At 62.6% G+C, this 24318-nt stretch carries 19 protein-coding genes; 11 read left to right on the forward strand and 8 right to left on the reverse strand.

The genetic code is table 11. The annotated features are described in order from the left end of the window. Window positions 1-78: 78 nt before the first annotated feature. The 7 genes from sigX to ppsA all read right to left on the reverse strand — a co-directional run bounded on the left by sigX (window position 79) and on the right by ppsA (window position 7128). Entirely contained in the window at window positions 79-645 is a 567-nt protein-coding gene (gene sigX, locus U9R80_RS19315) for an RNA polymerase sigma factor SigX (RefSeq protein ID WP_036990388.1), read from the reverse strand. Between the two features lie 113 nt (window positions 646-758). Then, complete coding sequence (locus U9R80_RS19320; RefSeq protein ID WP_028945870.1) at window positions 759-1583, reverse strand: mechanosensitive ion channel family protein; 825 nt, start codon at window positions 1581-1583, stop codon at window positions 759-761. A gap of 2 nt (window positions 1584-1585) precedes the next feature. Continuing rightward, window positions 1586-1840, reverse strand: coding sequence for a CrfX protein (locus U9R80_RS19325; RefSeq protein ID WP_425313008.1), 255 nt, complete (start codon window positions 1838-1840; stop codon window positions 1586-1588). 95 nt (window positions 1841-1935) lie between these two features. Beyond that, the gene (locus U9R80_RS19330) at window positions 1936-2931 is read right to left on the reverse strand and encodes a zinc transporter ZntB (protein WP_301841703.1); all 996 of its coding nucleotides are present in this window, start codon (window positions 2929-2931) and stop codon (window positions 1936-1938) included. A gap of 27 nt (window positions 2932-2958) precedes the next feature. Further along, a complete protein-coding gene (rraA, locus tag U9R80_RS19335; protein WP_301841704.1) occupies window positions 2959-3447 on the reverse strand; it encodes a ribonuclease E activity regulator RraA in 489 nt (162 codons plus the stop codon). A 199-nt stretch (window positions 3448-3646) separates the two neighbouring features. Further along, window positions 3647-4645, reverse strand: a complete 999-nt coding sequence (locus U9R80_RS19340; RefSeq protein WP_301841705.1) for an alpha/beta fold hydrolase — start codon at window positions 4643-4645, stop codon at window positions 3647-3649. 107 nt (window positions 4646-4752) lie between these two features. After that, a complete protein-coding gene (gene ppsA, locus U9R80_RS19345; RefSeq protein ID WP_301841707.1) occupies window positions 4753-7128 on the reverse strand; it encodes a phosphoenolpyruvate synthase in 2376 nt (791 codons plus the stop codon). A 176-nt stretch (window positions 7129-7304) separates the two neighbouring features. Between ppsA and ppsR the strand changes: the two genes are divergently transcribed. Beyond that, complete coding sequence (ppsR, locus tag U9R80_RS19350; RefSeq protein WP_301841709.1) at window positions 7305-8123, forward strand: posphoenolpyruvate synthetase regulatory kinase/phosphorylase PpsR; 819 nt, start codon at window positions 7305-7307, stop codon at window positions 8121-8123. Between the two features lie 112 nt (window positions 8124-8235). Here ppsR and U9R80_RS19355 read toward each other — a convergent pair whose 3' ends face one another. Beyond that, a complete protein-coding gene (locus tag U9R80_RS19355) occupies window positions 8236-13101 on the reverse strand; it encodes an NAD-glutamate dehydrogenase (RefSeq protein WP_301841711.1) in 4866 nt (1621 codons plus the stop codon). Window positions 13102-13449: 348 nt separating this feature from the next. Here U9R80_RS19355 and U9R80_RS19360 point away from each other — a divergent pair, with 348 nt between their 5' ends. The 10 genes from U9R80_RS19360 to U9R80_RS19405 all read left to right on the forward strand — a co-directional run bounded on the left by U9R80_RS19360 (window position 13450) and on the right by U9R80_RS19405 (window position 24275). Beyond that, entirely contained in the window at window positions 13450-13803 is a 354-nt protein-coding gene (locus tag U9R80_RS19360) for a hypothetical protein (protein WP_301841713.1), read from the forward strand. A 75-nt stretch (window positions 13804-13878) separates the two neighbouring features. Continuing rightward, entirely contained in the window at window positions 13879-14589 is a 711-nt protein-coding gene (locus tag U9R80_RS19365) for a FadR/GntR family transcriptional regulator (RefSeq protein WP_301841714.1), read from the forward strand. Window positions 14590-14707: 118 nt separating this feature from the next. Beyond that, entirely contained in the window at window positions 14708-15901 is a 1194-nt protein-coding gene (gene lhgO, locus U9R80_RS19370; RefSeq protein ID WP_301841715.1) for an L-2-hydroxyglutarate oxidase, read from the forward strand. A gap of 45 nt (window positions 15902-15946) precedes the next feature. Continuing rightward, window positions 15947-17275: an MFS transporter gene (locus tag U9R80_RS19375; RefSeq protein ID WP_301841716.1), complete on the forward strand. Its 1329-nt coding sequence runs from the start codon at window positions 15947-15949 to the stop codon at window positions 17273-17275. Window positions 17276-17469: 194 nt separating this feature from the next. After that, complete coding sequence (locus U9R80_RS19380; RefSeq protein WP_028945859.1) at window positions 17470-18429, forward strand: AAA family ATPase; 960 nt, start codon at window positions 17470-17472, stop codon at window positions 18427-18429. A 4-nt stretch (window positions 18430-18433) separates the two neighbouring features. Next, window positions 18434-19378: a DUF58 domain-containing protein gene (locus U9R80_RS19385; protein ID WP_301841717.1), complete on the forward strand. Its 945-nt coding sequence runs from the start codon at window positions 18434-18436 to the stop codon at window positions 19376-19378. Beyond that, window positions 19375-19869, forward strand: coding sequence for a DUF4381 domain-containing protein (locus U9R80_RS19390; RefSeq protein WP_301841718.1), 495 nt, complete (start codon window positions 19375-19377; stop codon window positions 19867-19869). The genes U9R80_RS19385 and U9R80_RS19390 overlap by 4 nt, the downstream gene beginning before the upstream one ends. Then, the gene (locus U9R80_RS19395) at window positions 19862-20938 is read left to right on the forward strand and encodes a vWA domain-containing protein (protein WP_301841719.1); all 1077 of its coding nucleotides are present in this window, start codon (window positions 19862-19864) and stop codon (window positions 20936-20938) included. The genes U9R80_RS19390 and U9R80_RS19395 overlap by 8 nt, the downstream gene beginning before the upstream one ends. Next, entirely contained in the window at window positions 20935-22653 is a 1719-nt protein-coding gene (locus U9R80_RS19400; RefSeq protein WP_301841720.1) for a vWA domain-containing protein, read from the forward strand. The genes U9R80_RS19395 and U9R80_RS19400 overlap by 4 nt, the downstream gene beginning before the upstream one ends. Beyond that, window positions 22650-24275: a BatD family protein gene (locus U9R80_RS19405; RefSeq protein WP_301841721.1), complete on the forward strand. Its 1626-nt coding sequence runs from the start codon at window positions 22650-22652 to the stop codon at window positions 24273-24275. The genes U9R80_RS19400 and U9R80_RS19405 overlap by 4 nt, the downstream gene beginning before the upstream one ends. Window positions 24276-24318: the final 43 nt, after the last annotated feature.

Here is a 24318-nt window from a genome sequence, read left to right on the forward strand (position 1 = left end):
GTCCCACCAACATCCGGGGGACAACTCGACGGCAAGTCTAGCAGAACTTGCCGGTACGTTAGAGATATTTGCGCGCCGCTAAGTTTCAGCAAGGCCCGCAAATTTCTCACGTAGCTTGTCAAGCGCACGCTTGTACCGCATTTTCGTTGCGCTCAGGCCCATATGCATGATATCGGCGATCTCCTGAAATTCCAGTTCTGCGACAAATCGTAGCACCAGAATTTCACGGTCAATCGGATTTACATGCACTAGCCATTTATCCAGTCCGCCTTTCTCTTCCGGTTTCGGCGCCTTCTCTTCCGAGGCTTCCTCAAGTGGATCAAGACTCAAGGCATCCATCAGTCGACGCTTGCGCCGCTCCTTGCGGTACTGGGTGATGCATTCGTTATACGTGATGCTATAGAGCCATGTTTTGAACTTCGACTTACCCTCGAAGTTCTTCAGGCCATAGAGCACCTTTAGCATGACCTCCTGACAGACATCGTCAGCATCCCGATCGTTCCCCAGATAACGTGCACACACGTTAAAAAGAGTTCGCTGGTAACGGCGCATGAGTTCCTCATACGCGCGAGTAACATGAAACAGCTCCTCATGCGAACGCGCCACCAACTCCTCATCAGTGAGCTCGCGGGGGTCGTAACGCATGGGCAGCGAGTGAACTTTATTCAAAACGGATCTGGCCGACAGTCAGGTCAATGTCGCCGCTTACCCCTGCCTGGGGCAATTTTGCGGCGGCATACATTAGCAGGATTACTCGGTCAGCGGCTATTGACCCGCTGTTCCAGGAGAATCCGGTTGGACAACGAGACCAGCTCGCCATCGTCAGTCAGCAACGTCGTCTTGACGGTTCCGATCTCTTCGATCTGCCCTTCAACCTCTCCAACCTGCACCTGTTGGCCCACCTGGTACAGCTCACGCACATAGATTCCGGCCAGAATCTGCCCGGCGATTTCACGACTGCCCAGGCCCATTGCCAGCGCAACGGCCAGACCAACGGTAATCAACCCAATGACGATGACGTGGTTGAGCAGGTCAGTCTTGACCTCGAGCTGGCTGATTGCTACCGAGATACTGATGATGATGACCAAACCCTGGGCGATGCGGCCAACACCTGCGGCATATTCCAGGCCAATGCCCTCGGCTGCACCGCGCACCAGACCGTTCACAAGCTGTGCCAGCAACACACCAGCCAGGAGCACCAGCGCCGCGCCAAACACCTTCGGCAGGTACAGGGCGAGCATGTCCAGCGTCGCCGAGACCCGCTCTAGGCCTAGGGATTCGGCAGCAGACACGAGGAAAATCAACAGCACGAACCAATAGACGATCTTGCCGATCAACGTCGAGATCGGCACCTGGATGCCAACCCGGCTGAGCATCTTGGTCAGGCCGGTACCGCCCATCAGGCGATCGAGGCCCAACTTGGCCAGCAACTTGGAAAGCAAGGTGTCGAGCAACTTGGCAACAACAAAGCCCAACAGCACCACGACCAGTGCGCCAAATAGATTGGGGATGAAGTTTGCCACTTTGGTCCACAACGCAGTCATCGCGGTGACCAGGCTCTGGGTCCAGAGATCAAGTTCCATATTCAATCGGCCTTATCAGCTTTACGAGCGGTAGCGTTACGTCGGACCGGCGCGACATGCGCCGAGCCATTGTTGACGGCAATCATCAGTGCCTGGCTCCAGCGGCCAAGCAGGCTGAACAGATCACCCGCACCCACCTGACGGTTGGCGGTTTTCAGGACCCGGCCAAGGCACGCATCGTCATCTCGGTCCTGGCCGGACGACGAAGCCTTGAGCAGGTCTCGCAGGGATTCTTCAAACGGATCGTGCATGGGCACCTCGCGCAATATCTGTCAAAGACGAGATCGCCCCGGCGCGGGTCACATGAACCCGGCAGACAGTAAATGACTGAGCGTTCACAAAAGCCACTGCCTCATACCCAGCGCAGGCGGCGGAACAACCACCACTGCCCCAGCGCCAAACCCAGCACCAGCAGGCTGGCGAACAGGAAACCGTAGGGGCTTTCGGCACCTGGAATGCCCCCGACGTTGATCCCCAGCAACCCGGTCACAAAGCTCATGGGCAGGAAAATACAGGTGATGATGCCGAAGCGGTACATGGTTCGGTTCATCCGCTCGGCCCGGCGACGATCCTCGCTTTCCAGCACCAGGGCCGCCCGCTCGCGGGTCAACTCGAGTTCTTCCAGGTAGCGGATCAGGCTGTTGTTCAGCTCGTTCCAGTAGTCGGCGTCGTCTTCGGCGAACCAGCTCCACTTGTTACGTGCCAACTGGGCGTAGATTTCGCGCTGTGGGGCGAGAAAGCGTCGCAAACCGGCAGCACGACGGCGAATCTGCTGCAAGGAACCCTGCTCTGGCGCATACCGTTTGTCAGCTTCGAGTTTTTCTTCTTCCAGGTCGACCACTTCCGAGAGGTCGCTGAGCAATGCCTGAACCTTCTCGGTGAGCAATTGCGCCATGCTCAAAAGCAGCTCGGAGGCGGTTTTCGGCCCGCGCCCTTCGGCCAATTGCTGCAGCAGCTCGTCGCTGGCGCGCAGGGGTCGCAAGCGGAGTGAAATCACTCGCTGCGCCTGGGCAAAGATACGTACCGAGACCATGTCTTCAGGCTCGGCACCGGGATTGAGATTGACCCCGCGCAGAAACAGCAACATCTGCTCTTCTGGCAAGGTCAGTAACCGAGGACGGGTGTTTTCTTCTAGCAGCAGGTCGCAGGCGAACTCGTTCAGGCCACTGTCGTGGCGCAACCAGGTCCGGGTTTGCGGGTGACTACGGTCCCAGTGCAACCAGAGGCTCTGCTCTGGCTGCAACTGCAGATCGTTCAGTTCAGTTCGAGCGATCGAACGCGCACCGCCTTTGCCATCGAGCACCAGGGCATGTACCAGCCCCCACTGCGCGTTTTCTTCCTCGAACATTCCTGCTCCACTCAGCGGTCTACGTGCTTATTCAGGCATCTTAAGCGGGCTTGGCGAGACAATCACGCCGTTGTTGTCGGCGTAAATGTACTCACCCGGGCGGAAGGTCACCCCGGCAAAGTTCACCACCACGTTGAGGTCACCGATGCCGCGCTTGTCGGTCTTCATCGGGTGGCTGGCCAATGCCTGCACACCAACGTCAGTCTGGGCGATGACGTCGACATCGCGGATGCACCCATAGATCACCAGGCCTTCCCAACCGTTCTTGGCAGCCTTTTCGGCGAGCATGTCGCCCAGCAGCGCTCGCCGCAGCGAACCACCACCATCGACCACCAGCACTTTGCCCTTGCCGTCCAGGTCAACCTGCTCCTTGACCAGGGAGTTATCCTCGAAGCACTTGATGGTAACGATTTCCCCACCAAAGGAATCGCGGCCACCGAAGTTGCTGAACATCGGCTCCAGCACCTGGACCAGATCCGGGTAGGTGTCGCACAAGTCGGGCGTGAGGTAATGCATGGGTAACTCCTGTCGATTGCCAAGACATTGGAAGTAAGTGTCGCAGTGTCATTGAAGAGACGAGGTGCAGCGATACCGCCCAAGGCTACACCGTCCAGCGACGTCCGGTCACCCGATGTCGCGCTGCGCCCACTTTCTCAATGAACATATCAACTTCGTCAAAGCCAAAAATGACCAAAATCACAAAGTGCGTCACATCTTAGCGATAACCCGGCGCTGGCGAAACGCTCGGTGCTACCTCTTCAAACAACGGTTCCAAGGGGTTGCGCAACCAGCGCTCGACCAAGGGCCAGACCTGTACCTGCGCCGCCTTGCTGACCAACATATCGACATGACCGAAGTTGTCGAAGCCCTCTTCACGCCCAAGGCGCACGAACTGCTTGGCGTCACTGCCCACCTGCTCAAACAGCTTGCGGCAGGCCCAGACCGGGTCCTGCAGGTCACCCGCCGCCGCCACGGCCAGTACCGGCACACTCACCTCGGCAAGGCCGGCCCACCAGTCACGCTCCTTGTCGCCGAATCGGCCGAACAGACCAAACCAGCGCATGCTTTCCAGGGCCAGGCCGATGGGCTCGTCTTCCGGTCCGCGCTTGAGCCGAGCACCCGAGATCTGCGCAAAACGCTTGAGCAACACTCGGCCGCCCCATTCCACCGGCGGGATTTTCAACGGCCAATAGGTGCGGCTGACCTGGGTGCCGAAAAACGCGGCGCTGGCGACCAGGTCGGCGTCCAGGTACCGCCCGCCCAGCGCAGCGGCCAAGGTGGTGCCGCCGAGGGAATGGCCCAGCCAATGTGCCGCGTGGCCACTCTTTTCCCTGACGAAGGCACCAATTACCGGCAGGTCATAGCGTGCATAGTCGGAAACCCGATTATTGCGATAGTCGCGGTTACGCGGGGACAAGCCGTGGCCGCGCATTTCCGGAATCCACACATCAAAACCGGCACGCGCCAGTTGCGCACCCAGGCCAACGCCCCGGGGCGAATACCAGAAGCGCCGGTTAGAAAAGCTGCCATGCAGCAAAATGACCGGGATGCCACGCACCTCGGTCTGATCGGCCATGCCCAGGCGGGTAAGCGCGAGTTCCACGGTGCGATCCGGGCTGTTACCGGCCTTGATCCGGTAGACATCTTCGCTCAGATCACCCCGGCGCTCGGCACTGAGCAGGGCCACGGGAAATAGGGTGCTGCTGCTTTGCATAGGGTTCTTGTACGAAAAAGGGCGGGAACCATCACTGGAACTCGCCCTGGAAGATCAACGAAAGGCGCGGCCACGAATTTGGCGGCCGCGCCTTTCACTTCAGTACATCAGATTGCATCCTGACCTTCAGCGAGGAAGAACCAGGTCTCGAGCACCGAGTCCGGGTTCAACGAAACGCTCTCGATGCCCTGCTCCATCAGCCACTTGGCCAGATCAGGGTGGTCCGATGGGCCCTGGCCGCAGATGCCAATGTACTTGCCCGCCTTGTTACAGGCCTGGATGGCATTGGCCAGCAGCTTCTTGACCGCAGGGTTACGCTCGTCGAACAGGTGAGCAATGATCCCCGAGTCACGGTCCAGCCCCAGGGTCAGCTGGGTCAGGTCGTTGGAACCGATGGAGAAGCCGTCGAAGTATTCCAGGAACTCTTCGGCGAGGATGGCGTTGGACGGCAGCTCGCACATCATGATGACGCGCAGGCCGTTTTCGCCACGGGCCAGGCCGTTTTCGGCGAGCAGGTCGACAACCTGGCTGGCTTCGCCCAGGGTGCGTACGAACGGCACCATGATCTCGACGTTGGTCAGGCCCATCTCGTTGCGTACGCGCTTGAGTGCGCGGCACTCGAGCTCGAAGCAATCGCGGAACGATTCGCTGATGTAGCGCGAAGCACCGCGGAAGCCCAGCATCGGGTTTTCCTCTTCCGGCTCGTAGAGCTTGCCGCCGATCAGGTTGGCGTATTCGTTGGACTTGAAGTCCGACAGACGCACGATGACTTTCTTCGGCCAGAACGCCGCCGCCAGGGTGCTGATACCTTCAACCAGCTTCTCGACGTAGAAACCGACCGGGTCGTTGTAGCCGGCGATGCGCTTGTCGACGCTCTCCTTGAGCTCTGGTGGCAGGCCGGCGTAGTTCAGCAGCGCTTTGGGGTGCACACCGATCATGCGGTTGATGATGAACTCCAGACGCGCCAGGCCGACACCGGCGTTGGGCAACTGGGCAAAGTCGAACGCACGGTCCGGGTTGCCGACGTTCATCATGATCTTGAACGGCAGGTCAGGCATCGCATCGACCGAGTTCTGGCGGATGTCAAAGCCCAGCTCGCCTTCGAAGATGAAGCCGGTATCGCCTTCGGCGCAGGAAACGGTCACGCCCTGGCCATCCTTGAGCAGCTGGGTGGCGTTGCCACAACCCACCACCGCCGGGATACCCAGTTCACGGGCGATGATCGCGGCGTGGCAGGTACGACCACCACGGTTGGTCACGATGGCGCTGGCGCGCTTCATCACCGGCTCCCAATCCGGGTCGGTCATGTCGGAGACCAGCACGTCACCCGGCTGGACTTTGTCCATTTCGGACACGTCCTTGATGATCCGCACCTTGCCGGCGCCGATGCGCTGGCCAATGGCACGACCTTCGGCCAGCACAGTGCCGGTTTCCTTGAGCAGGTAACGCTCCATGACATTGGCCTGGGCGCGGCTCTTCACGGTTTCAGGACGGGCCTGAACGATGTACAGCTTGCCGTCGTCGCCGTCTTTGGCCCACTCGATGTCCATCGGGCACTTGTAGTGCTGCTCGATGATCATCGCCTGCTTGGCCAGCTCGCTGACTTCGGCGTCGCTCAGGCAGAAACGGGTGCGGTCGGCCTTGTCGACATCGACGGTCTTGACCGAACGACCGGCCTTGGCTTCTTCGCCGTAGACCATCTTGATGGCCTTGCTGCCCAGGTTGCGGCGCAGGATGGCCGGACGGCCAGCTTGCAGGGTGCCCTTGTGAACGTAGAATTCGTCCGGGTTGACCGCACCTTGTACGACGGTTTCACCCAGGCCGTAGGCGCCGGTGATGAAGACCACGTCACGGAAGCCCGACTCGGTGTCCAGGGTGAACATCACGCCGGCAGTACCGGTTTCCGAACGCACCATGCGCTGCACACCGGCAGACAGGGCGACCAGCTTGTGGTCGAAGCCCTGGTGGACACGGTAGGAAATGGCGCGGTCGTTGAACAGGGAAGCAAACACTTCCTTGGCGGCGCGAATGACGTTTTCCACGCCACGGATGTTCAGGAAGGTTTCCTGCTGACCGGCAAACGAGGCATCGGGCAGGTCTTCGGCGGTGGCCGAGGAACGCACGGCAACGGCCATGTTCGGGTTGCCCTGGGACATCTGCTCAAAGGCAACGCGGATTTCGCTGTTCAGGCGCTCAGGAAACTCGGCTTCCATGATCCACTGACGGATCTGGGCACCGGTCTTGGCCAGCGCGTTGACATCGTCCACATCCAGCGCATCCAGCGCTTCATGGATCTGGGCGTTCAGGCCACTCTGCTCGAGAAAATCACGGTACGCCTGAGCCGTAGTGGCAAAGCCGCCGGGAACCGATACACCGGCGCCCGCGAGGTTACTGATCATCTCGCCGAGGGATGCGTTCTTGCCCCCCACATGCTCCACATCATGGACGCCGAGCTTATCGAGGGAAACTACGTACTCTACCAAGGTGATCTCTCCACTAACTGTGTTGGAAAAGCTCAGGTCGCCCGCCTGCCAGCTCTGACTTGACCGGGCGCTTGTGGCCTGGACCTGGAAAATAAGTGAGAATGCCGAACACCTCGTTCGGCAAACCGAACCTATCATAAACAAGATTCGTCATCAGCTTAAGGCCCAAGGCGCAAATGAAACGAACTGCTTTCTTTATTTCCGACGGCACCGGCATCACGGCCGAGACGCTGGGGCAAAGCCTGCTTGCCCAATTCGATAGCATTCCGTTCAATAAATTCACACGCCCGTACATCGACAGCGTGGAAAAAGCGCGGGCCATGGTACAACAAATCAATGCGGCCGCCGAAAGGGACGGCATGCGGCCGATCATCTTCGACACCATCGTCAATCAGGACATCCGTGAGGTGCTGGCCACGTCCAACGGCTTCATGATCGATATCTTCTCGACCTTCCTGGCCCCGCTGGAGCAGGAGCTGACCGCGCACTCTTCGTACTCGGTAGGCAAATCCCACTCCATTGGCGGCAACTCCAACTACATGGAGCGTATCGAGGCGGTCAACTTCGCCCTCGATAACGACGATGGCGCCCGCACCCACTACTACGACAAGGCCGACCTGATCCTGGTGGGCGTATCGCGCTGCGGCAAGACCCCGACCTGCCTGTACATGGCCATGCAATTCGGTATCCGTGCGGCCAACTACCCGCTGACCGAAGACGACATGGAGCGCCTGCAACTGCCCCAGGCGCTGAAAAACCACCAGAACAAGTTGTTTGGCCTGACCATCGACCCGGATCGCCTGACGGCCATTCGCCATGAACGCAAGCCCAACAGCCGCTACTCGAGCTTTGCCCAGTGCGAGTTTGAAGTACGCGAGGTAGAGAACCTGTTCCGCCGCGAAAACATCCCCAACATCAACTCCACCCATTTCTCGGTGGAAGAGATCGCGGCAAAGATCCTGGTCGAAAAAGGCGTAGAGCGCCGCTTCAAGTAGGAGCGGGCTTGCCCCGCGATACAGGGGAGCCGGCAAACCGCAATCGCGGGCCACGCCCGCTCCCACAAAAAAGCCCCGGCAAGTGCCGGGGCTTTTTCATTTCAGCTCAGACTCAGGACGGCACCACCGCCGCCTGCCCGCTCATGGCCAGATCCACCAGTTCGCGGTTGGCTACCGCATACATGGCGTAATCGGTACCGGTCGCGGCCCGCAGATCGTCAAGCATGGCGCGCCAGCGTTCGACCATCACGCGGTGTTGCTCCATCCACAAGGCCACCCGTGCGTCCATGTCTTCAGGGGCATCGACCATCTGCAGGACCGAGATGGTGATCGCCCGCTGCTGCAAGTCGATGTCATCGCGGAAGGCCTCGCGGGCCAGGGCTTGCCAGTTGTTTTCAACCGACAGATTACTGATTTCCTGCAGGTACCAGGTCAGGTCCAGTGCACTGCCGACGGCGAAGAAGGCCTTGGCCACTTCGGCCGGGTCCTGGCCAGTGACGTCGGACGCCTCGATGATTGGCAGCAAGGTGTACAGGTGGGTGGTACCGGCAACCATGCGCGCCAGCAATTCCGGCACTCCGGCCTCGACGAAGCCCTGGTAGCGGGTCATCCAGCGCTGGCGGGTCGGCCCCTCCAGCAGTTCGTCGAGTTTCAGCCCCAGCTGCGCGATCTTCGGCCCGAAGTGCGCTACGTCGCGACCGGCATCCTGCTCGTTGCGGCGGCTGCGCAGGAACCAGCGCGTGGCCCGACGTCCCAGGCGCATCAGCTCGTCCATCAGGGTCAGCTGGATTTCAGCCGGCACCTGGTAGTCCAGCGCCTCGATCTGACGGAACCAGTGCGGCAGGTGGAAGATGTCACGCACGATCACATAGGCGCCGGCAACGTTCGCCGGGCTCATGCCAGTGGACTCCTTCAGGCGCTGGACGAAGGTGATGCCCATGTTGTTGACCAGATCGTTGGCAATCTGGGTGCTGACGATTTCGCGCTTGAGGCGGTGGCGGCGCATGGCCTCGGCGAACTTGTTGACCAGCGACGGCGGGAACGCGGTTTCCATGTCGCGGGTCAGGTAGTCGTCATCAGGCACCAACGACTTGAGCAACGCTTCCTTGAGGTCGATCTTGCTGTACGAGATCAGCACCGACAATTCGGCACGGGTCAGGCCCTGGTTGGCGGCAATGCGCTCGGCCAACTGCTCTTCGGTCGGCAGGAACTCGATGGCACGGTCCAGCTTGCCGCGGCTTTCCAGGTCTGCCATCAGCCGCTTGTACTCGGCAATGCGCTCCCGGGCACGACGGGCAGCCAGCGACAACGCCTGGGTCTGCTTGTAGTTGTTGCCCAGCACCAGGCCGGACACTTCGTCGGTCATGCTACCCAGCAGCTGGTTACGCTGCTTCTCGGTCATGTCGCCGGCCTGCACCACTTCATTGAGCAGGATCTTGATATTGACCTCATGGTCCGAGCAGTCCACACCACCGGCGTTGTCGATGAAGTCGGTGTTGGTGGCGCCGCCGTTGAGACCGAATTCGACCCGGCCCAACTGGGTCATGCCCAGGTTGCCGCCCTCGCCCACCACCTTGCAGCGCAACTCATTGCCGTCAACGCGCAAGGCGTCGTTGGCCTTGTCACCGACATCGGCGTGGCTTTCCTCACTGGACTTGACGTACGTGCCGATACCGCCGTTCCAGAGCAGGTCAACCGGTGCCTTGAGCAGTGCATTGAGCAGCTCGGTCGGGGTCAGCTTGTCGGCCTCGATGGCAAAGCGCTCTTTCATCTGCGGGGTGATCGCGATGCTTTTTGCGCTGCGCGGGAAGATCCCGCCGCCTTCGGACATGATGCTGGTGTCGTAATCGCTCCAGGCCGAACGCGGCAGGTCGAACAGGCGCTTGCGCTCGGCAAAGCTGCTGGCCGGCTCCGGGTTCGGGTCGATGAAGATGTGCAGGTGGTTGAACGCGGCCACCAGCTGCAGCTTGTCCGACATCAGCAAGCCGTTGCCGAACACGTCACCGGCCATGTCGCCCACGCCCACCACGGTGATCGGGTCTTCCTGGACGTTGATGCCGCGCTCACGGAAGTGACGCTGCACACCGACCCAGGCGCCCCGGGCAGTGATGCCCATTTTCTTGTGGTCGTAACCGGCCGAGCCGCCGGAGGCGAACGCATCACCCAGCCAGAAGCCGTAGTCGATGGCGATGCCGTTGGCGATATCGGAGAAGGTCGCGGTGCCTTTGTCGGCCGCCACCACCAGGTACGGGTCGTCATCGTCGTGACGCACGACATTGGCCGGCGGCACCAGGGCGCCGTCCTTGAGATTGTCAGTGATGTCCAGCAGGCCGGAAATGAAGATCCGGTAGCAGGCGATGCCTTCGGCCTGGATCTCGTCGCGGCTGCCGCCCAGGGGCAGGCGGCGCGGCAGGAAGCCGCCCTTGGCACCGACTGGAACGATGACCGAGTTCTTCACCTGCTGGGCTTTTACCAGGCCCAGCACTTCGGTACGGAAGTCTTCCTCGCGGTCCGACCAGCGCAGGCCGCCACGGGCCACGTTGCCAAAGCGCAGGTGGACGCCCTCGACACGCGGGGAGTAGACAAAAATCTCGAACTTGGGCACAGGCTTGGGCAGTTCGGGAATCAGCTTGGGGTTGAACTTGAAGCTGAAGTACGACTTGGCCTGGCCCTGGGCGTCGGTCTGGTAGAAGTTGGTACGCAGGGTGGCCTTGATCAGGTCCAGGTAGCGACGCAGGATGCGGTCTTCGTTGAGCACCTGGACATCATCCAGTGCCGTGAGGATCGCCTGCTCCAGGCGTTGCTGCTTGTCGTCGAGGTCTTCGCCGGTGAGTTTGCGCGCCAGGTAGAAGCGGGTCTTGAACAACCGGGTCAGCTCGCGAGCGATGTCGGTGTGGTTGTTCAGGGTGCTGGCGATATAGCCAAGATCGAAGCCCAGGCGGATCTGCTTGAGGTAGCGGGCATAGGCACGCAGCAGCGCCACATCGCGCCACGGCAGGCCGGCCGTCAGTACCAGACGGTTGAAGGCGTCGTTTTCCGCATCGCCATTGACGATATGGACAAACGCATCCTGCAGGGTGTCGTTGAGTTGCTGGATGTCCAGGTTCAGGCCTTCGCTGTAGGTGAAGGCAAAATCATGAATCCAGAACTCGCGGCCATTGGCATGGAGCAGGCGGTACGGGAACTCGCCCAGCACACGCAGGCCAAGGTTTTCCAGAATCGGCAGCACGTCCGAGAGCGCCAGCGGGGTGTCGGCGTGGTACAGCTTGCAATGCAGCTGTTGTTTACCGCCGTGGGTCAGCGGCTGGTAGAAGCTCATCACCAGCGGCTTGCGCTCGGACAGGGTCAGCACATGCTGCATGTCGACCACGGCCGAGTGGGCGGCGAAGCGCTCACGGTAGCCCGCCGGGAAACCTTTCGGGAAGTCGGCCAGGACATTGGTGCCCTGGGCTTCACCGAAGCTCTCGACGGTCAGGCTGGCATAGTCGTCCTGCCATGAACGGCAGGCCTGGATGACTTCGTTTTCCAGTTGCTGCGGGTCGATGTCGATGCGGTTCTTCGGATCGACGCGCAGAATCAGCTGCACGCGGGCCAGCACCGACTCGGAGAAGAAGGTCCAGAACTCGCAATCGCTGGCCTTGAGGCGCTCCATCAGCACCTGCTGGATCTTCTGGCGCACCTCGGTGGAGTAGATGTCACGCGGCACATAGGCCAGGCAGTAGCAGAAGCGGCCGTACGGGTCCTTGCGCAGGAACACGCGGATCTTGTTGCGCTCCTGGATCTGCACGATCGACATCACGGTGGTGAACAGCTCGTCGATCGGGGTCTGGAACAGGTCGTCGCGCGGCAGCACTTCCAGGACCTGCGCCAGTTCCTTGCCCAGGTGTGCCTTGGGGTCGAAATGCGAGCGACGCTCGACTTCGGCCACTTTGCCACGGATGTAGGGGATGTTGCGGACGCTCTCGCCGTACACCGAAGAGGTGTACAGGCCCATGAAACGGCATTCCTTGATGACCTTGCCGTCGGCATCCAGCTGGCGGATCGACACGTAGTCGGGGTACGCCGGGCGGTGTACACGGCTTGGGTAAGCCGCCTTGGCAAACGACAGCAGCAGCGGCTCGTTGAGATAGTTAACGGCGTAGTCTTCGATGCGCAGGTCTTCGGCGGTCAGGCCGGCACGCAGCAGGCGGGTCAGGCCGAGGAAGGAGTTTTCGTCATACACCAGCTGGCCGCCCTGGGCATCGCCATGGACCACGAACTCTTCATAACCGAGGAAGGTGAAATGATTGCCCAGCAGCCATTCGAGGAAGGCGCTGACTTCAGTCTTTTCACCCTGGGCCGGGGCATACGGGGTTTGCTCGACCAGCGCGGCGATTTCACGCAGTTTGGCCTTCATCGGCTCGAAATCGGCAACGGCAACGCGTACTTCGGCCAGCACCTGCTCCAACTCGCGGGTGAGCACGTTGAGCTCGGCGTTGTTGGCGCAGCGGTCGATTTCCAGGTACATCAGCGACTCTTGCAGCACGCCCTCGCCCTGGGTGCCCTTGGGCAGGATTTCCAGCAGCTCGCCCTTGGCCCCGCGACGCACGCTCAGTACGGTGGTCTGCAGGGTATGGATGCTGTAGCCGCGGCGATTGAGCTCGGTGCGGACCGAGTCGACCAGAAAAGGCAGGTCATGGTGCAGGACTTCGACCGCCGTGTGGGTCGACTGCCAGCCATGGCGCTCGTAATCGGGGTTGTAGACGTGAACTTCAGGCTTGGTGTGATCGAAACGTTCGATGATGCGCCAGGCAGAGAGGGTGCAACCGGCCAGGTCCGACATGCGGCGCTGGGTGAGTTCGTCAAGAGAGATGATGCCGAAGAACTGTTCGGCGAACAGCGCCACTTGTGGCAGTGCCTGTTCGCTGATGTGCTGCGCCAGCGCCGCTTGCAGTTGATGCTGGAAGTCGGCCTTGCTGGCTGCGGTGAAAAACGCCATCTGTGGTACTCCGCTTGGGCTTTGTTATGGAGTGAAGCGTCGTGCGCGTCCGCCGTATACGGATCAACGATAGCCAACCCGTAGCCGAAAGACGGTAAAACCGGAAGAACAGGTGCAAAACGCGACTCACGGGTCACATCCCCCCTTCCACGGATGGGCATCTGCAAAGACGACTGCGCCAGAGGGGCTGTGTCTTTACGGGTGTCCATCGACAGCGCAGCTTAACGAGTGCCCGCCCGCCCCTGCTTGCGGTGCTGCGACATATTCGGACATTGAGGTGCAACAGCCCGTTTATCCGGGGGCCGAAGACTGGCAGAATCGTGTTTCAACTTATTTATCGAGTCGCCCATGCAACTGACCACCGCCCTGCTCTTCGCCACCCCTTGCGATGATGAAGAAGACAACATGGCCACCCTGTGCTGCCACAGTGACAAGGGCCAGATGTTCCTCATGACCCGCTACCCGGACGAAGACACGGTGGACATCACCCTGGACGACGAGCCCTGCACTGTCGATGGCCTCAAGGTCACCCTGAGCGCCAGCCGCCTGCTGATCGAAGTGGCACCGGGCGATGCCGACGTGTTCAACGGCGATGATCACCTCGAGATCACCCTGAGCAGCGATGGCACCGACCTGGCCGAGGTCGAAGAGACCCTGCACAACATCCTCCAGGGCACCGGCACCTACGTCAGCGAGCTGTAATCGGCGCTGCGGTTTCTTGACAAGGAACCGCGCCAAAGGCATTGTCTGACAACCTGATTAATGAGCAATACCCCCATGCTTGAGCTTCAGCGCCCCGATACGCTGGTCGAACGCGTCGTCGGTGCCATCCGTGCAGAGATCGACTCCGGACGCCTGGCGGCCGAATCGCGCCTGCCCACCGAACAGCAACTGGCCGAACAGCTGAACGTCAGCCGTTCGGTGGTGCGCGAGGCGGTGGCCCAGCTCAAGGCCGATGGTGTATTGATCGCGCGCCGGGGCCTGGGCTCGTACATTTCGCAAACCCCGACCGGCACCGTGTTCCGCTTCCCCGCTACCCAGGGCCGCAGCCCGGACCTGGTGCAGATGTTTGAAGTGCGCCTGTGGATCGAAACCCAGGCCGCCTCCGTTGCCGCCCAGCGCCGCGATGCCGGGGACCTGGCGCGCATGAACACCGCCCTGCAAGAGATGCTCGACAAGCGCAGCGACTTTGCCGCCGCTGCTGCCGCCGACGTCGCCTTCCACCGCGCCATCGCCGAAGCCAGCAAAAACGATTACTTCATTGCCTTCCACGACTTTCTTCGCGGGCAACTGGCTGCCGCGCGCAAGACTGCCTGGGAAAACTCCGCCGCCCACTCGGTGGGAGGTTCGGCCGATGCCAACCGTGAACACCAGGCGTTGTACCAGGCCATTGCCGACGGCGACCATCATGCAGCAGCCGCCTGCGCCGAAGCCCACCTGCGCGCATCGGCCAAACGCCTGAAGCTGGATTTGCCAAGTATCGACTGACCCTTTGATTTTCCGTATAGAGCGGGCGCTGGTGCACAGCGCCCTTTTGTTTGACCTACTTAGTCTGACAACCTGATAAGCAGACTCTCTGATAAGAACAAGCCAAGGTGACACCTGCATGATCTACGACTACTGCATCATCGGCGGCGGCATCGTCGGCCTCGCCACCGCCATGGCGCTGCTCGAACGCCAGCCTGGCGCCTCGCTGGTGATCCTGGAAAAGGAAAACAGCCTTGCCCGCCACCAGACCGGCCACAACAGTGGCGTGATCCACGCGGGCATCTACTACGCCCCGGGAAGCCTCAAGGCCGACCTGTGCAAGCGTGGCGCCCAGGCCACCAAGGACTTCTGCACCGAGCACCAGATCAAGTTCGACGTCTGCGGCAAATTGCTGGTGGCCTCCACGCCGCTGGAAGTACAGCGCATGCACGCCCTGTACGAGCGTTCGCAGCAAAACGGCCTGAAAGTCGAGCGCCTGGACGCCACTGAGCTGCAGCGCCGCGAGCCGAACATCGTCGGCCTAGGCGGCCTGTTTCTCGATGCCACCGGCATCGTCGACTACAAGCAGGTCTGCCAGGCCATGGCCCGGGTGATCCAGGCCGCAGGCGGTGAAGTCCATATGTCGACCACCGTGCGCGCGATTGTCGAGAACGGCGATAACGTCACCGTCAGCAGTGACGACAAGGTCTGGCGCGCCCGCCAATTGGTGGCCTGCGCCGGCCTACAGTCGGATCGCCTGGCCGCGCTGGCAGGCGTGAAGATCGATCACCAGATCATCCCGTTTCGCGGCGAGTACTTCCGCCTTCCGGCGAGCAAGAACGACATCGTCAACCACCTGATCTACCCGATTCCTGATCCGGAGCTGCCGTTCCTGGGCGTGCACCTGACGCGAATGATCGACGGCAGCGTCACGGTCGGCCCGAACGCCGTACTGGGGCTGGGCCGCGAGAACTACAAGAAGTTCTCGGTGAACTGGCGTGATGTTGCCGAGTACGCACGCTTCCCCGGCTTCTGGAAAACCATCTGGAACAACCTGGGTTCCGGCACCACCGAAATGAAGAACTCGCTGTTCAAGGGCGGCTACCTGGAGCAGTGCCGCAAGTATTGCCCGTCGTTGAACATCGAAGACCTGCTGCCCTACGAGGCAGGCATCCGTGCCCAGGCAGTGATGCGTGACGGCACCCTGGTGCATGACTTCCTGTTCGCCGAGACGCCGCGCATGGTGCATGTCTGCAACGCACCGTCCCCGGCCGCCACCTCAGCCATCCCGATCGGCCAGATGATCGCCGACAGGATCTTCAAGACCCGCTGAACCCCAGCTGCACACATAACTACAAAGACAAAAAGGAAACCTCCCATGTCGGTACATGAGGCGGCTGCGGCCGCGACAGAAACCCCGGTACAGAAAAAGAAGCGCCTGCGCAAGGTCGCGGCCGCCACCATCTTCGGCTCGATGCTGGAGTGGTACGATTTCTACCTGTACGCCACCATGGCGGCGATCGTGTTCTCCAAGGTGTTCTTCGACCCCAGCAACCCAGCCGTGGCCTCGCTGCTGGCGTTTTCCACCTTTGCCATCGGCTTTATTGCCCGGCCCTTTGGCGGCATCCTCTTCGGTTACCTGGGCGACCGTTTCGGACGCAAGCAGGTGCTGGTCATCACGTTCTGCCTGATGGGGGTGTGCACCACCCTGATCGGCCTGATCCCCAGCTACGCCTCGATCGGCATCTGGGCGCCGATCATCCTCGTCCTGGTCCGCGTGATTCAGGGCCTGGGGGCTGGCGCCGAACTCTCCGCCGCCGCCGTCACCTCCTATGAGCATGCCAGCGAAGGCAAGCGCGGCAGCCAGGGTGCCTGGCCGGCGTTGGGCCTGAACCTGGGCCTGCTGCTGTCGTCGCTGACCGTGTACCTTCTGACCATGAACGGCAACGAGTTCCTGCTCTCCGGTGGCTGGCGCATTCCGTTCATCTGCAGCATCGTGCTGGTCGCCGTCGGCCTGTGGGTACGCAGAAGCATCCCGGAGACTCCGGACTTCAAGGAACTGGACAAGACCCCGAAAAAAGAACAGGTCTCGCCGCTCAAGCTGCTGTTCAAGAACGACCTCAAGGGCCTGGCCGTGGTGTTCTTCGTGGCCATCGGCTACAACGCCCTGAGCTACATATTCAAGACCTTCTCCCTGGCCTACCTGACTCAGTACAAAGGTGTTGAAGCCCATGTCACTTCGCTGTCGGTGACCATCGCCAGCCTGGTGGCGATTATCGCCGTGCCATTCTTCGGCTGGCTGTGCGACAAGTGGAGCAGCAAGACGGTGCTGATCCTCGGCGGGATTTTCTCGGTGCTGTTCGCCTATCCGTTCCTGGCCCTGCTCAACACCGGCGAGCCGATGATGATCTACCTGGCCATCGCCATCGGTACCGGCCTGTTGGCACCCATGATGTTCGCACCACAAGGCTCGTTCCTCAGCCGCCAGTTCCCGACCCAGACCCGCTCCTCGGGCTTTGGTACCGGCCGCGAGATCGGCACCGCCGTGGCCGGCGGCCTGGCGCCGCTGGGTGGCCTGGCCCTGGTGGCCAGCTCCGCGACCCACTCCACCGATGGTGTGGTGGTGATCCTGGCGGTAGCGGCAGTGCTGGTAGTGGTGTTTGCCCTGTGTGACCAGGGCTACAAGCACTCCAAGTTCAAGAACTGAAGTGATGTGATCACGCGGGGCAAGCCCGCTCCTACAAACAGCTGTAGGAGCGGGCTTGCCCCGCGATACCTTTGCACCTGCACAAATTTACGCGACGCCATTAGTCCCCAACCCCCGGGATGCATTAAAGTATCAGCCCCCGCCCGGGCGCTTTCACGCGGTACGCCCTGGCTTATTTCCAGGAATCGTCAACGATGGAACACCGTGAGGCGCTGATCGCGCTGCGCACCTTTCTTTCAACCCAGATCCTGGGCCAGGAAAAACTCGTCGAGCGCTTGCTCATTGTGCTCCTTGCCGACGGCCACATGCTGGTCGAAGGCGCCCCGGGCCTGGCCAAGACCAAGGCCATCAAGGAACTGGCAGAAGGCGTCGAGGCCGAGTTCCATCGTATCCAGTTCACCCCCGACCTGCTCCCGGCCGACATCACCGGCACCGAGATCTATCGCCCGGAAACCGGCAGCTTTGTCTTCCAGCAAGGGCCGATCTTCCACAACCTGGTGCTGGCCGACGAAATCAACCGCGCCCCGGCCAAGGTCCAGTCCGCCCTCCTCGAAGCCATGGCCGAGCGCCAGGTCAGTGTCGGGCGCAGCACCTATGAACTGTCGCCGTTGTTCCTGGTCATGGCCACCCAGAACCCGATCGAGCAGGAAGGCACCTACCCGCTGCCCGAGGCCCAACTCGACCGGTTCCTGATGCACGTGAAAATCGGCTTCCCGGATGCCTCGGTGGAGCGCCGTATTCTCCAGCAGGCCCGTGGCGAGGCGCTCAATGGCGAGGCCAAGCCCGAACGGCGGGTCAGCCAAACGGCCATCTTCGCCGCACGCAAGGAAATTCTCGGCCTGTACATGGCCGATGCGGTAGAGGAATACCTGGTGCAACTGGTCATGGCCACCCGCACCCCGGCCAAGTTCGACCTGGAGCTGGCCGACTGGATCGCCTATGGCGCCAGCCCGCGTGGCTCCATTGCCCTGGATCGCTGCGCACGGGCCCACGCCTGGCTGGCCGGGCGCGACTTTGTCAGCCCCGAAGACATCCAGGCGGTGCTGTTCGACGTGCTGCGCCACCGCATCATTCTTTCCTTCGAGGCCGAGGCCGCCGGGATCGATCAGGACCGGGTGATCCAGCGCATCCTCGACGTCGTCGCCGTCGCCTGACGCCATGCCCGAACGCCTGTTGGCCGCGCCCGGAATCCGTATCAGCCTCGCCGAGCTGATCGAGATGCGCCATCGCGTGCGTGAAGTGCAGCTGTTCTCCCGGCCCGGCCAGCGCAGCCCGCTGGTAGGCCTGCACCACTCCAAGCTGCGTGGCCGTGGAGTCGATTTCGACCAGGTGCGGGTCTACCAGGCCGGCGACGATGTGCGCAACATCGACTGGCGGGTGACGGCACGTACCCAGGAGCCCCACACCAAGCTGTTTCACGAAGAGCGCGAGCGGCCGATTTTCATCCTTGTCGAGCAAAGCCAACGCCTGTTCTTCGGCTCCGGGCTGATGTTCAAGTCGGTACTCGCCGCGCAAGCCGCAGCCCTGATCGGCTGGGCCGCGCTGGGCCACAACGACCGCATCGGCGGCCTGGTGTTTGGCGATAACGAGCACTACGAGATCAAGCCCCGGCGCAGCAAGCAGAGCCTACTGCAACTGCTCAACCGCCTGGCCCGGGTCAACCAGTCACTGCACACCGAGGCCCAGCCCCAGGCCGACAGCCTGGGCCTGGCCCTGCGCCGTGCCCGCGAGGTGCTGCGCCCGGGAAGCCTTGCGATCATCATCTGCGACGAGCGCGCCCTGAGCCCGACCGTGGAGCAACAGCTGAGCCTGCTGGCGCGCCACTGCGACCTGCTCCTGCTGCCGCTGTCCGACCCCCTCGACCATGCCCTGCCCGCCGCCGGCCTGCTGCGCTTTGCCCAGCACGGTGCACAGCTTGAGCTCGACACCCTCGACCCCACCTTGCGTCAGAGCTACCGTCAACAAAGCGATGCACGCATCGAGCGCTGGGAACTGCTGGCGCAAAAACTGCGGGTGGTGCTGATGCCCTTGAGCACCCAGAGCGAAATGATCGAGCAATTGCGCGAATACCTGAATGCGCAACGACCGGGGAAAGCCCAGTGAACCCGCTGGAGCAACTGCAACCACTGATCGCCCCGCCGCCTGTTGGCTGGTGGCCCTTGGCGCCGGGATGGTGGGTGTTACTGGCCCTGCTGCCGCTGCTGGCCTGGGGCCTGTGGCGCTTTCGCCACTGGCGCCCGGGCAAAAAGCCCATCGTGCGCGCCGAGCTGCCCCTGGACCCGATCCGCGTCGAAGCCCTGGCGGAGCTTGCCCGCCTGCCCAAACCCTACGACGGCGAACCGGCCGGTGCCTGGCTGCAGCAGATCAATGCCTTGCTCAAGCGCCTGTGCCGTAATCACTATCCCGGCAGCCACAGCCATACCCTCAACGGTCGCCAGTGGCTGGCCTTTCTCGACAACCGCTGCCCGGCCGCCGGCCTGACCCGCTGGATGGTGCTGGTCGAAGGCGCCTACAAACCCGAGTGCAAGCTCGACGACAAGGCCATTGCCGGGCTCAATCAGGCGGTCGAAACCTGGATCCGCAAACATGTTTGAGTTGGCCTGGCCGTGGATCTTCGTGCTGTTTCCGTTGCCTTGGCTGGCACGCCTGCTGCTGCCTGCCGCCGACAGCGGCGAGCCGGTGCTCAAGGTCAGCTTCCTGGATGAACTCGAAGGCCTTGCCGGACGCCGCGCGCGCCTGAACCTGCCGACCTGGCGGCAACAGGCCCCCTTTGTGCTGGTCTGGCTGTTGCTGCTGTTCGCCGCCGCCCGCCCACAATGGCTGGGTGAGCCCTTGCCGGTGGCCGCCAGCGGCCGCGACTTGCTGGTGGCAGTGGATGTGTCCGGCTCCATGGACTTCCCCGACATGCACTGGCAGGGCGAAGAAGTCAGTCGACTGAGCCTGGTCAAAGCCCTGCTCGGCGACTTTCTCGAGGAACGCCAGGGTGATCGCGTGGGGCTGGTCCTGTTCGGCAGCCAAGCGTACCTGCAGGCGCCCCTGACCTTCGACCGGCGTACCGTACGCACCTTTCTCGACGAAGCGCAGATCGGTATCGCCGGCAAGAACACCGCCATCGGCGACGCCATTGGCCTGGCGCTCAAGCGCCTGCGCCAGCGTCCGGCCCAGAGCCGGGTGCTGGTGCTGGTGACGGACGGCGCCAACAATGGCGGGCAGATCCACCCACTGACCGCCGCACGCCTGGCTGCCCAGGAGAACGTACGCATCTACACCATCGGCATCGGTGCCGACCCAGAGACGTCCGGCACCGCAGGCCAGCTCGGCATCAACCCGAGCCTGGACCTGGACGAAGCCTCGCTCAGGGAAATCGCCGAGCAGACCGGCGGCACCTACTTCCGCGCCCGTGACGGCGAGGAACTGCAAGCCATCGACAACGCCCTCGACCGCCTGGAGCCGGTGGCCCAGCAGCCCACCCAGGCGCGTACCGCCCAAGCGCTGTACAGCTGGCCGCTGGCTCTGGCCCTGTTGCTCAGCCTGTTGCTGGTGATCCGCGAACAATGGCCGGACAATCTACTGCAACGCCTGCTGCGCCGGCCGAGCTTCCTCGCCCCGCACCCGCAATGGCGCGAGCGGCTCAAACGCCTGCGTCTGAGGAGACGCCGATGATTGACCTATGGCCGCAATGGTTGCGCCCGGCCTGGCTGATCGTGCTGCCGTTGCTCGTCTGGCTGCTGTGGAAACTCTGGCACCGACAAAAGCGCGCCGGCCGCTGGCAGATGATCCTGCCCCCCAGCTTCCATGCCGTGCTGCTCGGCGGTGGCAATGGCCGCACCAGCAAATTGCCGTGGATCGCCCTGGGCCTGGCCTGGCTGCTCACCGTGCTGGCACTGCTGGGCCCCAGTTGGCAGCGCTTGGAAGAAACCCGCCAGCGTCCGGCCGACCCGCTGGTGATCCTGCTGGAGCTGACCCCGCAGATGCTCGCCGAGGATGCCCAGCCCAGCCGCCTGGAACAGGCCCGGCGCAAGATCCTCGATGTGCTCGAGCATCGTCGCGACAGCCAGACCGCCATCATTGTCTATGCCGGCAGCGCCCACACCCTGGTGCCGCTGTCGGACGACCTGGCCACCAGCCGCAACCTGCTCGAAGCCCTCACCCCATCGATCATGCCCCAGGCCGGGCAGCGGGCCGATCTGGCTGTGCGCAAGGGGCTTGCCCTGCTGGCCCAGGCAGGCCTGGGCCAGGGGCGCCTGTTGCTGGTGGGGTCGTCCTTGAGCCCCCAGGAGCGTGAAGGCATCAGCCAGGCCCTCGGTCGCCAGGGCCCCAGCCTGCTGATGCTGGGGATCGGCAGCGCCGAGGGCACCCCGGTCAAGCAGGCCAATGGTGAATTCCTCAAGGATGACCAGGGCGGCATCCTCATGCCCCGGCTGGACAGCGCCAGCCTGCGGTCATTCATCAACAGCACCGGTGGACGCTACCGCACCGCCCGTATCGACGACCTGGACCTGCGCGGCCTGCGCCTGTTCGACTCGCCCAAACGACTGCGCGGCGATGGCCAGACCCTGCAGCTGGACAGTTGGGCCGACCAGGGCTATTGGCTGCTGCTACCGCTGCTTCTGCTGGCGGCCTGCGCCGGACGGCGCGGCTGGCTGTTCTGCCTGCCCCTGTTGCTGGTACTGCCGCAGCCGAGCCATGCCTTCGAGTTCAATGACCTGTGGCTGCGGCCCGACCAGCAAGGCCAGCGCCTGCTCGAACAACAGCGGCCGGCCGAAGCCGCCGAACACTTCGTGGACCGTCAATGGAAAGGCCTGGCCCTCTATGAGGCGGGCGACTTCAATGGCGCCGCCCGCCTGTTCGCCCAGGGCAGCAGCGCCGCCGACCACTACAATCGCGGTAATGCCCTGGCCCGCAGCGGTGAGCTGGAGGCGGCCGTGGATGCCTATGAACAGGCCCTTGAGCGTCAACCGGAGTTGCAGGCAGCACTGAGCAACAAAGCCCTGGTCGAGCGCCTGATGCAGGAGCGTCAGGCTGAAAAACCCGAACAGCCGCCCCAGGACACCGAGCAGAACTCGCCCGAAGCCCAGGCAGACAACGCCAGCAACGCACAGAACAACCAGGCCCCGGCCAGCGAGAAGCCCGCGCAGCAGCCCAGCGACGCCGACAAGGATGCCGACAGCGACAGCGAACAGGCACAGAACCTGGCCAACAATGGCGATGACGAACAAACCACCCAGCCGCCCAAGCGACCGCTGGACAGCACCCTGGATGCCGAACAGCGCCAGGCCCTGGAACAATGGCTGCGGCAGATCCCGGACAATCCGTCCGAACTGCTGCGACGCAAGTTCTGGTACGAACAGCAACAACATCAGGAACCCCATCGATGAGTCGCGTCTGCGTCTTTGTGCTCGGCCTCTTTCTCTGCGTTCAGGCCCAGGCCGCGGCGCTGCTTGCCACGGTCGACCGCACCCGCCTGAACGCTGGCGAAACCCTGGAGCTGACCCTGCAGACCCAGGACGTGACCCAGTTCGGCAAGCCCGACCTGAGCCCGCTGGAGCCCCATTTCGAGGTGCGGGGCACCCGTCAGGTCAACAGCCTCAACAGCCTTGACGATCAGGCTGGAGGCACCCGCTGGATCATCACCCTGCTGCCACGCCAGAGCGGCAGCGTAGAAGTCCCGGCATTGCAGATCGGCGATTTGCGCAGCGAACCCATCAGCCTGCAGGTGCTGGCCGAAGCGGCCAGCAACGAAAACCACGGCCCGGTATTCATCGACGCCAGCCTCGACCAGCCTGAAGTCTATGTGCAGGCCCAGGCGGTACTGACCCTGAGCATCTATCACTCGGTGCCCCTCTACGATGACAGCAGCCTGAGCCCCTTGCAGCTGGCCGACGCCAAGGTCGAACCGCTGGGCGAATCGCGCACCTTTGAAAAGGATATCGACGGGGTACGCCACGGTGTGATCGAAATGCGCTACGCCATCTATCCCCAGCACAGCGGCGATCTGACCATACCGGTCCTGACCTTCAGCGCCACCGCCGCCCAGACCGACACGGATCAAGAACTGAACACCCCCAGGGCCGGCAAACAGGTGCACGTCAGCTCCACGCCGCTGGTCCTTACCGTCAACCCGATTCCCGCCGACTACCCGGCCAACGCGCCGTGGCTGCCGACCAGCAACCTGAGCCTGGAAGAACACTGGAGCCCGGACCCGGCCCAGCAACAAACCCAGATCGGCGACTCCCTGACCCGTACCGTGATCGTTCAGGCCGAGGGCTTGTCCAGCGCCCAGCTACCGCCGCTACCGGCCACCGAAGTGGTCGGCCTGCGCCGCTACCCGGACCAGCCGCAACTGCGCAATCAGGTCAATGACCGTGGCCTGCTCGGAATTCGCGAAGAGCGCGAAGCCCTGGTCCCGACCCACAGCGGCACCCTCGAGCTACCCGCCCAGGAGGTGTTCTGGTGGAACACCCGCGAGGACCACCTTGAGCACAGCAGCCTGCCGGCGCGCAGCCTGCAGATCCAGGACAACCCGGCCTTGAGCGCCGACAAGCCGGCCAGCGTCGACCCCCTCAGCACCAGCGGGCGCCCGCTCTGGCCGTGGCAACTGAGCACGTTCATCCTGGCCTTGACCACCCTGCTGGGCTTTGCCCTCTGGTGGCGGGCGCGTTCGCAACCGGCCATCTTGCGTGCCGCGCAGGCCGGCCCCAGCCCGCGCACCTTGCTGGATGACCTCAAGCGCGCGTGCCAGGCCAACGATCCCCAGGCCACCCGTCAGGCCCTGGATGCCTGGGCGCGCCAGCAACCGGAAACCCTGGCCGAAATGGCCGCCCGCTTCGTGCCGCTGTCCGATGCACTGGACGGTCTGAACGGTGCCCTCTACAGCGAAACCGGGCAGTATTGGCAGGGTGATGAACTCTGGCGTGCCATTGGCACCATACCGGCGGCCGAACAGATCCAGCCGGCCACCAGCGACAACGGCAGCCTGCCGCCGCTCTACCCCAAATAACCCTCAGGCGCAGCCCCCGGGCGCTGCGCCGGCAATCTGCGGA

It is taken from the genome of Pseudomonas sp. JQ170C (assembly GCF_035581345.1).
Classification (GTDB): Bacteria; Pseudomonadota; Gammaproteobacteria; order Pseudomonadales; family Pseudomonadaceae; genus Aquipseudomonas.

Excerpts from the sequence above, each read along its gene's own strand:
- sigX (WP_036990388.1), bottom strand. The coding sequence starts at position 645 with ATGCGTTACGACCCCCGCGAGCTCACTGATGAGGAGTTGGTGGCGCGT.
- U9R80_RS19320 (WP_028945870.1), bottom strand. The coding sequence starts at position 1,583 with ATGGAACTTGATCTCTGGACCCAGAGCCTGGTCACCGCGATGACTGCG.
- U9R80_RS19330 (WP_301841703.1), bottom strand. The coding sequence starts at position 2,931 with ATGTTCGAGGAAGAAAACGCGCAGTGGGGGCTGGTACATGCCCTGGTG.
- rraA (WP_301841704.1), bottom strand. The coding sequence starts at position 3,447 with ATGCATTACCTCACGCCCGACTTGTGCGACACCTACCCGGATCTGGTC.
- U9R80_RS19340 (WP_301841705.1), bottom strand. The coding sequence starts at position 4,645 with ATGCAAAGCAGCAGCACCCTATTTCCCGTGGCCCTGCTCAGTGCCGAG.
- ppsR (WP_301841709.1), top strand. The coding sequence starts at position 7,305 with ATGAAACGAACTGCTTTCTTTATTTCCGACGGCACCGGCATCACGGCC.
- U9R80_RS19355 (WP_301841711.1), bottom strand. The coding sequence starts at position 13,101 with ATGGCGTTTTTCACCGCAGCCAGCAAGGCCGACTTCCAGCATCAACTG.
- U9R80_RS19360 (WP_301841713.1), top strand. The coding sequence starts at position 13,450 with ATGCAACTGACCACCGCCCTGCTCTTCGCCACCCCTTGCGATGATGAA.
- U9R80_RS19365 (WP_301841714.1), top strand. The coding sequence starts at position 13,879 with ATGCTTGAGCTTCAGCGCCCCGATACGCTGGTCGAACGCGTCGTCGGT.
- lhgO (WP_301841715.1), top strand. The coding sequence starts at position 14,708 with ATGATCTACGACTACTGCATCATCGGCGGCGGCATCGTCGGCCTCGCC.
- U9R80_RS19375 (WP_301841716.1), top strand. The coding sequence starts at position 15,947 with ATGTCGGTACATGAGGCGGCTGCGGCCGCGACAGAAACCCCGGTACAG.
- U9R80_RS19380 (WP_028945859.1), top strand. The coding sequence starts at position 17,470 with ATGGAACACCGTGAGGCGCTGATCGCGCTGCGCACCTTTCTTTCAACC.
- U9R80_RS19385 (WP_301841717.1), top strand. The coding sequence starts at position 18,434 with ATGCCCGAACGCCTGTTGGCCGCGCCCGGAATCCGTATCAGCCTCGCC.
- U9R80_RS19395 (WP_301841719.1), top strand. The coding sequence starts at position 19,862 with ATGTTTGAGTTGGCCTGGCCGTGGATCTTCGTGCTGTTTCCGTTGCCT.
- U9R80_RS19400 (WP_301841720.1), top strand. The coding sequence starts at position 20,935 with ATGATTGACCTATGGCCGCAATGGTTGCGCCCGGCCTGGCTGATCGTG.
- U9R80_RS19405 (WP_301841721.1), top strand. The coding sequence starts at position 22,650 with ATGAGTCGCGTCTGCGTCTTTGTGCTCGGCCTCTTTCTCTGCGTTCAG.